The sequence below is a fragment of the Mesocryomonas lacus genome, from assembly GCF_055730105.2.
In genome coordinates, this window is sequence record NZ_JBUZWF020000008.1 from 1 (window position 1) to 12,905 (window position 12,905).

At 63.1% G+C, this 12,905-nt stretch carries 11 protein-coding genes; 10 read left to right on the plus strand and 1 reads right to left on the minus strand.

All coding sequences use genetic code 11. The features are described 5' to 3' along the window. From ACZLZQ_RS21325 to ACZLZQ_RS21350, 6 genes are all read left to right on the plus strand, one after another. On the plus strand, positions 1-904 hold a 904-nt coding region (locus tag ACZLZQ_RS21325; RefSeq protein WP_472951101.1), incomplete at its 5' end, for an alpha/beta hydrolase family protein. A 171-nt stretch (positions 905-1,075) separates the two neighbouring features. After that, a complete protein-coding gene (locus tag ACZLZQ_RS21330; protein ID WP_472951102.1) occupies positions 1,076-1,324 on the plus strand; it encodes a hypothetical protein in 249 nt (82 codons plus the stop codon). 71 nt (positions 1,325-1,395) lie between these two features. Continuing rightward, positions 1,396-2,070, plus strand: a complete 675-nt coding sequence (locus ACZLZQ_RS21335; RefSeq protein ID WP_472951103.1) for a hypothetical protein — start codon at positions 1,396-1,398, stop codon at positions 2,068-2,070. A 450-nt stretch (positions 2,071-2,520) separates the two neighbouring features. Further along, a complete protein-coding gene (locus tag ACZLZQ_RS21340; RefSeq protein ID WP_472951323.1) occupies positions 2,521-4,584 on the plus strand; it encodes a primase-helicase family protein in 2,064 nt (687 codons plus the stop codon). 687 nt (positions 4,585-5,271) lie between these two features. After that, positions 5,272-5,874, plus strand: coding sequence for a hypothetical protein (locus tag ACZLZQ_RS21345; RefSeq protein WP_472951104.1), 603 nt, complete (start codon positions 5,272-5,274; stop codon positions 5,872-5,874). Beyond that, positions 5,871-6,209: a hypothetical protein gene (locus ACZLZQ_RS21350; protein ID WP_472951105.1), complete on the plus strand. Its 339-nt coding sequence runs from the start codon at positions 5,871-5,873 to the stop codon at positions 6,207-6,209. The genes ACZLZQ_RS21345 and ACZLZQ_RS21350 overlap by 4 nt, the downstream gene beginning before the upstream one ends. A gap of 9 nt (positions 6,210-6,218) precedes the next feature. Here the strand turns inward: ACZLZQ_RS21350 and ACZLZQ_RS21355 are convergent, their stop codons facing one another. Continuing rightward, a complete protein-coding gene (locus ACZLZQ_RS21355) occupies positions 6,219-6,875 on the minus strand; it encodes a recombinase family protein (RefSeq protein WP_472951325.1) in 657 nt (218 codons plus the stop codon). 395 nt (positions 6,876-7,270) lie between these two features. Between ACZLZQ_RS21355 and ACZLZQ_RS21360 the strand changes: the two genes are divergently transcribed. The 4 genes from ACZLZQ_RS21360 to ACZLZQ_RS21375 all read left to right on the plus strand — a co-directional run bounded on the left by ACZLZQ_RS21360 (position 7,271) and on the right by ACZLZQ_RS21375 (position 12,550). After that, positions 7,271-7,753: a hypothetical protein gene (locus ACZLZQ_RS21360; RefSeq protein WP_472951106.1), complete on the plus strand. Its 483-nt coding sequence runs from the start codon at positions 7,271-7,273 to the stop codon at positions 7,751-7,753. Further along, positions 7,750-8,322, plus strand: a complete 573-nt coding sequence (locus tag ACZLZQ_RS21365) for a hypothetical protein (RefSeq protein ID WP_472951107.1) — start codon at positions 7,750-7,752, stop codon at positions 8,320-8,322. The genes ACZLZQ_RS21360 and ACZLZQ_RS21365 overlap by 4 nt, the downstream gene beginning before the upstream one ends. A gap of 50 nt (positions 8,323-8,372) precedes the next feature. Continuing rightward, complete coding sequence (locus ACZLZQ_RS21370) at positions 8,373-10,391, plus strand: right-handed parallel beta-helix repeat-containing protein (protein ID WP_472951108.1); 2,019 nt, start codon at positions 8,373-8,375, stop codon at positions 10,389-10,391. A 581-nt stretch (positions 10,392-10,972) separates the two neighbouring features. Next, positions 10,973-12,550 (plus strand): hypothetical protein, encoded by a 1,578-nt coding sequence (locus ACZLZQ_RS21375; RefSeq protein ID WP_472951109.1) that lies wholly within the window; start codon positions 10,973-10,975, stop codon positions 12,548-12,550. Positions 12,551-12,905: the final 355 nt, after the last annotated feature.

The following is a 12,905-nucleotide window of genomic DNA, read 5'->3' on the forward strand; positions in this document are numbered from 1 at the left end:
TCTCCACCGTCGCGCCGCCATCGCAGCGCTCGCGTTTGCGCCGTTCGCCGCCCGTCATGCCTTGGCTCGGACGCCGCCCCCTGCGGCCTTGCCCGAACCGCCGCTGTTGGGCGGGGACTATCGCGCCGCTCGAGCGACGTTTCGAACGAAGCTTCTGCGGCACGAATTTGCGCCGGACAAAGGCGACACGCTGGATCCACCGGAAAGAGCGGAAGCGCTGCGCTACCACTCGGCTGGGCGCGATCTCGTGGCCTGGGCGAGCACTGCGGGCGATACGGCGTCGCGCAGGCCCGCCGTGCTCGTCCTCCACGGTGGCAACGCGATCTGGCACGGCCACTGGCAGGATCTGGCCTTGCCTTTCGTCGCGGAGGGCTTCCACGTGCTCATGCCGGTGCTGCGTGGCGAGAACGGGCAGCCCGGCGACTTCTCCGCCTTCTACGACGAGACCGACGACGTGCTCGCCGCGGCCGAGGCCCTGCGCGCGCGGCCGGGGGTCGACCCGGACCGCGTCTTCGTCTGCGGCCACAGTGTCGGGGGTACGTTGACGCTCTTGGCTGCGCTGAGCGGTGAGTTTCGGGGCGCGGCCGCGCTATCGCCCGCGCCCGACACGCGCGTTTTCTTCCAGCGCTTCGCCGACGAGGCGCCGTTCGATCTGTCCGATCCGCGCGAGATCGAGATGCGCTCGGCGGTGTGCTTCGCGTCCGGCTTCCGCTGCCCGGTTCTCATGTCGCATGGCGATCGGGAAACGCGATCGAGCGCATCGATCGATCTGACCGTCGCCCGCGCCCGCGCCGCGGGACGGCGCGCCGAGCACCGCGTGGTGGCGGGTGACCACATAGGCTCGATCGCTGCCGGCATTCGCGAAGCGCTGGGCTTCTTCGCATCGCTGTCCGGCGTGCGGTAGGCGACCCGCTTTCAAATGCGAGATGTGAGCGGTTTCGACCTTAATAAATAGCCATTAATCCGAAACCCAAACCAGAACAGTGATTTACGTCGGTAGGTTTTGTCGGTTGAAACTGACAGACAAAACCGACCGTGTGTATACTTTGAGAGTCCTCTTAACCTCGAGGACCCCATGCATAACCTTATCGAAAAAGTATTATCTCGCCCCGCCGTTCCAGATATCGCTCTCCTCCCCGACGACGCGCTGCTCACACGTAGGCAGCTTAGCGAGCTGACCGGTTTCACCGACCAAAGCTTCAAAAAGTGGGCACGCGAGGGCCGCGGCCCGACCATCACCTATGTCGAGGGCCGGCCGCGGACGAAGGTCCGGCACTTCCGGGAATGGATCGACGGCGTTTCCAGCACACCGGCCGCTCGATGAGCGCCCCGGGCCGTCGCGGCCGTAGCGATCGTGGTCCTAGCATTATGCGGACAGCCCCCGAGGGCTCGCGGATGGCGATGTACGTCGACGTCCTTGAAAAGAGCGAAGCCGAGGGCGGCCCGGCCTGGGAAAGCGAAAATGAGGCCATTCGTGTGGTGGCCGGAGTGCGGCTCCTGGAACAGCTTCCCCTGCATGAGGCCCCCTTTTCCGTCGTCCAAGAACTGGTCGTTATCCCGCACTTTACCGATGCTGGCATGCCGGTCGGTCCTAGGGCCGCATGGTTGGACGAGATGCTCGGATACGCGACCTCCCATTTCCAGGCCGCTTCTCAAAACGAATCAAAGTCAAAAAGACATTTGCCCAGCAAACGAAAAGGTGGGCATCCGGCGCCGAAGCCGTTCAACTTTGGCGTAGTCACCGCAGCCTACCTTGCTGCGATGAACGATCTACCAGGCGCCAGTGACAACCAGATTTTTGAACGTGTCGTCGGTCGGCTCGGCCCAGGTGTTGGGCGTAATAGTGTGCGTCGCGAGGTTCTGAAATTCAGGCAACGGCTCGGGGCCACGATCGGCGGCGTAACCCCCGACCTGCTGCTCAAAGTCGTCCTGTCGTTCGTGGATCTGATGGCTGCCATCGATCAGGCTAACCCGCCTCCACGGGGTGATGTCTCAAAACAAACGCCAAGCCTGCGCTATTTAAGAACAAGACCTGAAGGCAATTTTAGCGCTCCGCGATCGGAGAGCTAAATGACCGCCACGCCGAAACCTAGCCCGACCTGGCGCGACAGCGCATTCCTCACGCTGAGCGAAGCTGCAGAAATCGCTGGCCGTTCCTATTCCTGGGCGCGTGACAGGATGATTGAAGGGCGGCTCGAGCGCCGTCACGTTGCGGGTCCGGGCCGCATCTACGTCACAGCCAGTAGCTTGGCGCGGCTTCTCGATGGCGATCGGTATCCAATGCTCCGCGCTCACGCGGAGCGAAGATCGCCACCGCATCTCCGAGTGGCCTGGACCAACCCCAATCGCTGAAATGAAAACGGCGCCGTCGGCTCGAACCCGACAGCGCCGCAGAAAGGTATTCTCTACGTGGACAATATAGCATCTGATGTTCCAAACCGGCAACTGCTGGGTGACCTCCTGAGCCAGCCGGCGGTCATTGAGGCGGCAACGCCCGCGTCTAGCAGGCCGCCATTGAAGATGAGCGCCGGCAATGTTGCGGTCGAGTTCCTGAAGCTGCTCGACCCGGCCGGCCGCCATAACATCGTCCTCCTTGACCCGGCCGAACAATGGGCTCCCACGGGGCAGACATTCGAACCACTGGAATGGCAGGCCATCGGAGCTTTTGTCGATAAGCATGACGGCAAGGCGAACCTGTACTATTCAGTCAATGAGCCGGCTGAGGGAGCGCCACACAAGAAGCTCGACGACAACGATATCCGTGCTGTCCGGGCCGTAGTTGCCGACGTTGATTTGCCCGGCCGAAACGGTGATGCGGAGATCGAAGCGCTTCAACTTCGCATTCAAGCAGATCTTGCACAGGTGAAAGCACCCAGCCCCACGCATCTCATCGATAGCGGCGGCGGAATGCAAGCGGTCTGGGTCTTCCCAGAAAAGTTGAAGCTCGCTGAAGCCGAGGCGGTGAGATGCGCCGGCCGTGGTGTCCGGAACTTCCTCGGCGGTGATGCGGTGTTCGACACCTCTCGGATCATGAGGCTTCCTGGCCCTGTCAATGTGCCCACGGCAAAGAAGCGCGCAAAGGGGCGTGTAGAGCGTCGGACAGGCATAGTGGCGCGAGGCGGCCGTAGCACGCTGGCGAGCCTGGTTTCAGCAATTCCGCCCATCTCCGCCGAGAATTCGGACCGGATCGATGCGGATGCCCAAATCGCGGCGCTGCAGGTGGAGTTCCGAAGCTCGGGGGCGCTCGACGCGTACTCAGTCGGTGATCTGCCTCAGGATCTCATTATCAAGTTCGACGCGGCCATGTCCGCGGACCAGGGGCTTGCGATGCTTTGGCTTGGGGCCCCGCCCGCGAGAGATCATAGTGGTTCCGGCTTCCGGGCCGCGCTTGCAGGCCGTCTCGCACGACTTGGTTTTACCGCTACCGAGTACGCTTTCCTGGCTCGGACCTGGGACTATGCTGTTCAGGCCGGTGACGACCTGGATAAAAAACTGAGCGCCCGCAATCTGGCTCGCGACTGGGTGAACGTTGGCCTGCCGGTCCACCCCAACACAATTGCCGCCACTTATTACGAGGAGCTGGATCCTGCCGACTTGGCCCGGGCTAGCCAAGTCTCGCAAGGACCTATCGAGGCAGCTGTCCAACGGCTGAACGCCACCGAGGCTGTCGTCACGATCGGTGGAAGAGCGCTTATCCTTACAGAGGAGGCAGGCGGGCATGGCTCGGTCGTCTTCTCACGCGTGCAGGACAGACGGACCTGGTACGCTAACCAGAAAATCCCTTTCGAGAAGAAGTCACTGCCGGTCTTCGACGTGTGGCTCGAGCACACCGCTCGGCGGCAATATTCCAAAGTCGTCTTCGAGCCGGGCAGAACGCCGGTCGGCAGCTTTAACCTGTGGCGCGGCTTCGCTGTTCAACCGGATGCAAGTGCGAGTTGCCGGTTGTTCCTCGATCACTTGCGAGGGAACGTTTGTCGCGGCGATGCAGAGAACTTTAAGTGGCTGATCGGGTGGCTAGCGCACATGGTGCAGCGGCCGGCCGAGAAGCCCGGTGTCGCGATCGTCCTGCGCGGCGGCCGCGGCGTCGGCAAGACGCTTGTCGGTAACTACGTAGGCGCGCTCTTTCCAGCCCACCATGTGACAGTCGCTCAGCCTTCTCAGTTGACCGGAAACTTCAATGCTCACCTTCAGAACGCGCTGCTGATCCAAGTTGAGGAAGGATTCTGGGCCGGCGACAAGTCAGCTGAGGGTGCCCTGAAGAACCTTGTGACCAGCGAGACGCGGATGGTGGAGCCGAAGGGCGTTGATCCATTCCCAGTTCGAGATTGCGCGCGGATCCTGATGACGTCCAATGAGGGCTGGGTCGTCCCGGCCGGCAATGACGAGCGTCGTTGGGCCGTCTTCGACGTGGGCGATGCCAAGAAGCAGGAAGGAGCGTACTTCGCGCCGATAATGGCCGAGCTCCAAACAGGCGGGGCCGGCGCGCTACTTCACCACCTTCAGGCGATCAACCTTTCGGGTATCGACGTCCGCACGGCACCCAGCACATCTGGCCTGCTCGACCAGAAGTTGGCGTCACTTTAGTCTCAACCTCGCTGGCTGTTCGAGTGCCTACGGGAGGGCTCGATTGATGCATCGGGTGTGTGGCCGCTCCAGGTCAGCACGAAAGGGCTCTACAGCTCCTACCAAAATGCGATCGCAAAGGACCGTTTCGCTCGGCAAGTTGTGCAGGAACAGTTCGGTCGGACGCTTAATGAGATCCTTTCCCCCGGTAAGGGACTGCAGAAAACTCGACCTCGAGCTGCAGATGGGCCTCGCCCGTGGGTCTACCTCTTGCCCGATCTGGAAACGTGTCGGGCCTCGTTTGAAAAATGGATCGGACAAGATGTCCATTGGGATGCCTGAGGTGGCTTTCACTAGGACCACCAGAACCGGAAGTGACCGTCGAAACCCTTATCCCACAGGGCTGGTCCTAGTGGTCCTAGTGGTCCTAGTAGAAAAAGAGATACAGGAAAACAGTATGCCTATCTGCAGACAGACATACGTTTACGTCGCGCATGTCGTACGTGTAGTGAATTCGATGAAAATGCTAGGACCACTAGGACCGGGCATTTTTACTTATGAAAAACAGACACTTACTCGTGACCGCCCGCTAGGACCGGAAGTGACCACTAGGACCGGGCCAAAAACAGCACTTTGGCAGCGGCTAGGCCGGCATCTGGTTGGATCACGGGCAATACCTCACGTCCACCGAGCCCAAATGGTGGTGCGGTGAACTCCGGCGGGCGGAAGCAGCCGGGCGTCGCCGGCCGCCGCGAGCGACCCTCCGCAGCGAAGCGGCATCAGGCGATCGTCACCATCCAAGCCTACAACGCCATCCGGGACCAGCGACCAGCCTGCGGCGCCAAGTCGAGGACCACGGGCGAGCAGTGCCGGCAACGGGCGATGAAGAACGGTAAATGCGCCTGGCACGGTGGCAAAACACCTAGCGGTGCCAGCTGGCATAAGCTGGTCATCCCCAACGGCGACCGTCCAGACGCCATTCAGAAGCTGGACGCCAAGCTCCGTGATTACCGGAAGGCTGAGCGCAAACGGGCAACACGCGTCGCGACCATGACACCTGAAGAGCTCGCCGCTTACCGGGCGTGGAAAGCCAGCCACAAGCCCGGCACGTCGGCAAGCCGAGCACGCACCCGGCAGGAGCGCGACCAGGCCACCGCGGCCCGCGAACTGATAGCACGGCCACCTCGACCACCCAGCTCCGAGCTTCTCGAGCTTGAAGCCAAGATCGACGAGCAACGCGCAATCGTCGCGCGGCTGAACGAAAAACTCGCCGATGATGGCGATCGACCGATGCAGGGGGCATTTTCATGACCGACCAGAAATCTGCCGCCGAGGTGCGCCTCGAGCTCGAAGACTACATTGCCGTCGTCGGGCTACGCGTCGCGGTCGATACGGCAATCGCCATCTGCAAAGATCCGAAAGCGACTGCCGCCGCCCGCGCCGCGGCGACAAATAGTCTGCTGCGGGCGGGCGCGCTTGGCGGCTTTGCTCGCAACTTCGATCCTGCCGCCGGCGAGAAGGAGCCGCATGAAATGACTATGGCTGAGCTGGACCAGAGCAGGCGCAAGCTGCAGCTGATGCGCGAGGCCCGCGAAGCGATCGAAAGGCAGCAGGGTGAGCCTCGACCGAGCACTGCCTTCGACTAGCCGCCGACTTCACGGCCGCATTGCCCAGGCTGCCAGCGACGCGCCGGCTTTCGCTGGATCATCCTTCATCCGGTAGATCGTCTGCCGCGAGAGGCCGGTGGCCCTCGCCACCTCCGACACTCCTGCTCCCTTTCCGAGCAGATCCTGCACCTCAGCAAATTGCGCGGCATTGAAGCTCGGCTTGCGGCCAAGGTAGGCGTCGGCGCCCTCAGCTGCCTTCTGCTTCGCGTGGGCGATGCCGGCCTTCTGGGCATCTTTCATCGCTTCGGCTTGGGATTGTGCCATCGCGGCCATAAAACCAATGAGCGCGTCGCGCACAGCCGCTGACATCGGATCCTTTGCCTGCCCGTCGAACGTCATGGCGTTTATGATCGTCTTGACGGTGACGCCACGTCGCATGAATTCGCGGATGGTGTCCGTGACGTCCTGGTAGTTCCGGCCGAGCCGATCGACCCAGCGGACGACCAGCGTGTCACCAGCGCGCAGCTTGTCGAACAGACGGCGTCCGCCTGGTCGGTCACGCATCGCGACATTCACGCCCGAGACGCCGTGATCTTCGATAACGTAGTCCTTCTCGAACTCGAAGCCCGCGGCCCTCGCCTGTGACACCTGATGCGCCAAGGTTTGATCGGCTGTCGACACGCGTGCATAGAAGAAGATTGCCATCAGCATGACCTGTTCGTTGAGGTTCTGTCCGAATAGATAGCTGTCCGAATGAGACGGGTCAACCCATACGGACAGGATACGGATGGCTTACGCGTTGTACGTATGGGTATGCCCTAACGGTCATTGGGCAATGGACGCTAGCAAAGTTTACGACTTGGTCCGTTCGCCTGCTGGGTAAGTTAAGCCCCTGCCCCGCCCTGCCCCCCGGATGCCGACCACCCTCCCGGCATGGTTCGAACGCCTTAGCGGCGGCAGCGGCATGGTCCTCAAAAAATTTGCGCCGCGCCCGAACTTTCGGCTCGTCGATCTGCTCTAAAATCCTCTGCGTTTCACTAGTTTTTACGAACAATATGTTGCGGCAGTGTCGGGTAACGTCATCGACCGAGGCCCCGAACATGCGCACCGCGCACATCCAAAAACGTAGTCCGGCGAACGAGAATGTCGATTTCGCAGCCGATGAGCATCGAGCGCACGTCGCTTGGATTGTCTCGAACCTCCTTGTCGTCGCCGAGGGCGAAGGCGAGGTCGAATACGGGCTCACGAACGCGATCGACGCGATCCTCCGGCACGCCTCCTCGAAGACGACCGAGATCACACAACCGCAGCTTGAGGACCTTCTCAACGCGCTTAGGGCAGCACGCCGCGCAACCATCGCGCACATGGAGATCGACCCGCTGACGATCTGGAGCGGACTGAACGCCGCCGAAGTCTGGCTCCGCCGTTGGGCCGAGCCTGCCACGACCCGGGAGTCCGCCGTCAGCAAAGGCAAAGACTTCTACGACTGGCTGAAGATCCTTCGTAACGTCAGCCATACGAGCGCGCTTCTGCGGGATATCGCGGCTCGACAGCCTGCCGACATGACGGGGCGGTTTCTTTGACCCTCGCCGCCGCAGATAACCTCAGCTGCCATGATCAATCCGCGGAACAGGGCCGGCTCAACCGAGAAGCCTTCGACCTTCTGGTCCGAGGCGTTATCCGCGACTTCGGACATGTCGCCGCCGGTGACGATGTTGCCCTCTTCGCCAGCCGAGGTTTGCAGAAGCTGCTGGACACCCGGCTTTCCGCCTTTCAGCTCAGCGTCGGCGACCACTTCGTCCTCTCGGAATACGTCGATCTCGCGTGGCGGGCGGCCGACGATCGGATGCCGGCGCACTTCTCGCGATGCCGCCTAGCCGACGGGATGGCGGCGGCGGCGGCGATCGTCGACCGCTGGCGCCGCCCGTCCCGTGAACGAGATCGCCGCCGCCACGCTGATGCTGATGACCTCTTCGCCCGTGTTGAGATCCTCGCCAACGAATTTGCGAACATCACCCTCGAAGACAGCATCGCCCGCCGAGCCGTGGAGCGTGAAGCCTCCCGCCGCAAGTGGCGCGAGGACACGATTGCCGCCCTTGCCGTGCTTGAGGCCGAGCACCCCGCCGCGAGCTGCAAAAGGCGGGCGGCATGACCATGCCGTCCCGCCGCCAATTCCATTTAGTTCGAACGTAGGAGGTCGCCTTGGCCGATCCGAACAAGTACGCCCCCGATTACAGCTACACCGGCTGGCAGATCGCTCATCCAACGCTTGCTATCCCTGCAACCCAGCTCGACAACGAGTTCGCGAACATCCAGCAGGCATCAGCAGAGGCCGTTGACGCCATCAAGGACATCCGCAGATCCGACGGCGCGCTCCGTAACCAGATCGTGACGCTCGATAGCCTGCACCCGAGCGTGATGCTGGGAATTGGGGGCGGCGGCGGTTCAGGGGGTTACGACGACCTACTGGCGCAGATCGCATCAAAGGCGGACGCTGCGGCCACGACAACCGCGCTAACGGACAAGCTCGGGACTACTCTTGCGGCCCAACAGTTCGCGCTGAAGGCTGACGCCGCGAGCGTCTACACCCGGGCCGACACGAACATCCTCTTCGCCACCAGGGACACGCGTCTCGACCGGATCGAGGGCGTCCTTGTCTCCGTCAAGCAGTACGGCGCGAAGGGCGACGGCGTCACCGACGACACCGCGGCCTTCGAGGCTGCTTTCGCAGCGCTAGGCGGGGCCGGGGCGATCTACGTGCCCCCCGGTCGCTACATTCTGAAGCGTCAGCTCTCGCGCGTCGGCAATCTCACCCTTCACGGTGATGGCGAAGCCCTGTCGCGGCTGATTTGGACGGGCTCGACCGGCAGGGGCGTGAAGGTTGACCTCGCCACGACTGCCGATCAGTTGGCCGCCTGCCAAATCAGAGGCGTATCCCTCATCGCCCGGGAGTACGTCGCCGGCAGTAAGGCGATCGCCATCCGCCGCTACGCCGACCCGAGCCCCGGCAGCGCCTTCTTCAACTCGGTTACCATCCAGGATGTCTACGCCGGCTGTGAGACCAACGCTTTCCAGCAGGGCTGGGGCCAGGGCATCGATTGCGATGGGGCCTCCAATGTCTACATCCGGCGCTTCACCTTCGCCGGCAAGGTCACGGGCGGACCGGGCGGCGGCGAACCGCAATACGACAGCGCCCACGGCATTCGGGTCCACAATGACAGCCTCACGGCCCCACACCCCACCGTGGTCAACATCGGCGATTGCGGCATCGTTCATTCCCAGAACGGCGTCTACGTCAAGGATTACGAAGGGGCCATAGTCACCGGTAACCAGATCTTCGGATGCAATTACTGCATAGTCGTCGAGGGTCTTGCGAGTTACGGCGACCCGCACGTCTACATCGCGGGGAACCACGCGGCGGCCAGCGTCCGGGCCGTCTACGTCCGCAAGATGTCCCAGGTCTCCATCATCGGCAACTGCCTCTACAACCAGCTCCACACCAGCATTAACGCGGCCATCGTGGAGATTTCGGGCGCCGGCGGCAACTTCAAGGTGGCCCTCAACGACTTCGAGAACATTTCGAGCCTCTACGCCAACGCCAGCGTCATCATCGACGGGGTGAGCTTTGGGGTCATCGACGGCAACAACTTCCGGCGCACCCAGCGCATCGGCGGCCCGGCCGGCGGTACGGGCATTTACCTCACCGCCACGGCCACTGACATCAAGATCGGCGACGGCAACACCTTCTCCCCGGAAGTGGAGACTCATATCTCGGACCTCGGGCAACGGAACAGCCAAGCAGGGCTGGGAGGGCGGTTCAGCAAGTCCGCCAGTCAGGCCATCTCGCCTACCTCAACCAACGTGGTAGTGACGTTCCCTACGGCCCTATCCGCTCTGGGCAACGCCGGGATGGACCTTTCAGCCGGCGCCTTTACGGTCCCGGTCAGCGGCATGTGGACCATCTCCACGGGGGTCCAGGTCTCGGCCATCGCCATTGACGACAGCGTCATCTTGGGGATGCAGAAGAACGGGACGGCCGGCAACCCCCTCATCAGCACGGCGCCTTTCTTCAAGAGCGGAGCGGCCACGGTTATTAGCCTGTCATGGACGGGCGTCCTTGTTGCCGGGGACGTTATCCGGATCGTCGTCAACACCATCCAGCCGGCGCGTGAAGTGCTGGCCAACGTCAACTCCTTCTTCGAGGCTCGCCGGGTTTCGTAGGCTCAGCCATCCATGAGCGCACAGTTCGACGAGTCGTCCACGCTGGGCCGGCTGGTCGACTATCACTGGAGATCAGCATGCCGAGCAATCCGACCGTGGCACCCCCGACCGCTCCAGGTCCTTGGGACAAATTTCGGACACCGGCTGCGCCGCAGGCAGCCGCTCCAACTCCCGCGGTGGCCGACGAGTGGGCACCGTTCCGCATACCGCCGGCAGCCAACCCCGCAGCTGAGCCAGCGGGCGCCCTGATCGAAGCCGAGCTCGACGACGGTCGGATCCTAGAGTTCCCGGCCGGGACACCCCCTGAAGTGATCCAGCGCGTCGTGAAGCAGCAGACCGCCGGCGCTCGCTCTGCTGGATCCGGACCATGGGACAAGTATGCTCCCCCGTCCGCTTCGGCAGCTCCCGCGGCGGCGGGTCCTTGGACGCGCTACGCGCCAGGCGGTGCTGCCGCTGCTCCGTCACCTGCCGGTGACGAGTGGGCAGCTTTCCGCACGGCTCCGGCGACTTCCGAGCCCGAGCCGCCGGCTCCAGCCGAACCGACTGAGGTCTACCGCGGTACAATCCTTCCTTGGAAGAAAATGTCGGACGGCAGCACACCATTCGCCGTCCCGAGCATCATTTCCGGCGTCGTTGATAGCCTGCGCCTGCCCGAGAAGGTCGCGTCCGGCGAGATCGACCCGATGTCAGACGAAGCGTTTGAACAGCAGCTGGGCCTTGCCGGCCTTGTTGTAGGCGGTGGCATGCCGAAGGTCGGTGGCGCCTTGATGAACGGCGCCGGCAAGTTCGTGCCCGACGCTGTGTCGACCGCTCTTCGCGCCGACGGCGTTCCGCTTGCCGAGGCGGCCGCCAGGGTGCGCGAGCTCGGCCCGGCCGGTGTCCTGGCCGATCTGGGCCCGAACGCTCGCTACAAGGCCGCCGCGCTGGCAACACGGCCAGGGCCGGCACAGACGACTGTCGTCGACGCCATGCGCGCCAGGCAGCGCGCGGCGCCGGCGCGTTTGAACGGTGCGCTCGACGAGACGCTGGGCGCTGCACCGGTGCCTTCCTACGTCGACCGAGAGATCGGCGACAACATGCGTGCCCTCGGCCCTGACTACGATCGGGCGCTGGCGACCGCAGCGCCGGTCGACACCTCGGCACTGGCCGGTCAGCTCGACGGCAACATCGAGAACCTCCGCGGCGCCGCGCAGACGAAGACGCGTGAAGTCCGCGGCATGCTGAACGACGTCGCCGATCCCGAGCTGCTCAACACCAGTCCGGCCGTGCTGCACCAGACACGGCAGGCGATCGACGGCATGCTGGACGGCGAGCAGGACGGCAACGTACGCCGCGTGCTCGGTACAGCTCGAGCTCAGCTGGATCAGATCCTCGGCGATGCCGTGCCCGGCCTGAAGGCGATCGACAGCCGTTACGCCGAACTGGGCGGCCAGCGTCGCGCGGTAGACCGTGGCCAGACCGTGCTCGACAACGGCCGTACCGCGCCACGCCCGGCCGAGCTCGCAGATGAGGTTTCCGCGGGTGCCGTCGCTGGCGGCGAGGTCGTAGGTCCTTCCGGCGTCGCCTTCCGCCTCAGCCAGGGCGCGCGGGCGGAGATCGATCGCCTCGTCGGGACGAAGCTGAATGACCGGGCGGCTCTGAACAGCGTCCTGAAGGGAGAAAGCGACTGGAATTATGACCGCCTCTCTACGCTCTTCGGGCGCGAGAAGGTCGATCAGCTCTATAAAGTTCTCGATAACGAGCGGCCGATGGCCGAGACCGAAAACATGGCGCTCGCCAACTCGAAGACGGCTGGCGTCCAGGCCGCTCAGAAGGAGATCGATGGCCCACAGACTGGCCAAAAAGGCCCAATCCGCTCTGCCTTCAATTTCAACTTCGGCGACGCGGCCGCGGGAGCCGCGAACAAACTGACCGGCGGATATTCGACCTACCGGCGCGATACGATCAACCAGGACATCGCCGACGCGCTGATGGGTACCGGAGATCTGTCTGTGACGTCGCGGACCGGCGCATCGAAGTCCGGGCTAACGACTGGCGCGCTGCTCGACGCGATCTTCTCGTCTGGTGCGCCGGCGGCACCCGCCGCGGCTTCGGCAAAGCGTCCGCCGGTCTCTGAAGAGGAGTACCGTCAGGCGGTGATGCAGGGGTTGGGTGCTTAATAGGGTCACAAGAGCCAGACCAGCGTGGAGAGATAACGTAGGAGAATTCGTCAGCTGGTCTCATCTTCGCGTTGAGAGTGGCAGGGGCGGAGAATAAGTCTGCGGAAACGCCAACGCTGAAAAAGCATGAGGCCGAGACAGAGATCCGGCATGCAGCTCACCGATGGCGCATAGAGTCGGCCCTCGCCGCGGACGCGATGCCGAGCTTCTCCGACTTTGAGGTTGGCTGTCTGTGAACGGGTATGGAAGCTACCTCTATTTTAGATCGGTGATGAGCCCAGCTAGCAAGGTGGAGCGCTGGCTCGACGACAAGCTCGGCTAAAACTGGCGGAATGGAGTTGCCGCTGCTAGGCTC

What these genes read in the sequence shown, in the direction of transcription:
- ACZLZQ_RS21330 (WP_472951102.1), top strand. Translation starts at nt 1,076, where the DNA reads ATGCATAACCTTATCGAAAAAGTATTATCTCGCCCCGCCGTTCCAGAT.
- ACZLZQ_RS21335 (WP_472951103.1), top strand. Translation starts at nt 1,396, where the DNA reads ATGGCGATGTACGTCGACGTCCTTGAAAAGAGCGAAGCCGAGGGCGGC.
- ACZLZQ_RS21340 (WP_472951323.1), top strand. Translation starts at nt 2,521, where the DNA reads ATGAGCGCCGGCAATGTTGCGGTCGAGTTCCTGAAGCTGCTCGACCCG.
- ACZLZQ_RS21350 (WP_472951105.1), top strand. Translation starts at nt 5,871, where the DNA reads ATGACCGACCAGAAATCTGCCGCCGAGGTGCGCCTCGAGCTCGAAGAC.
- ACZLZQ_RS21355 (WP_472951325.1), bottom strand. Translation starts at nt 6,875, where the DNA reads ATGGCAATCTTCTTCTATGCACGCGTGTCGACAGCCGATCAAACCTTG.
- ACZLZQ_RS21360 (WP_472951106.1), top strand. Translation starts at nt 7,271, where the DNA reads ATGCGCACCGCGCACATCCAAAAACGTAGTCCGGCGAACGAGAATGTC.
- ACZLZQ_RS21375 (WP_472951109.1), top strand. Translation starts at nt 10,973, where the DNA reads ATGTCGGACGGCAGCACACCATTCGCCGTCCCGAGCATCATTTCCGGC.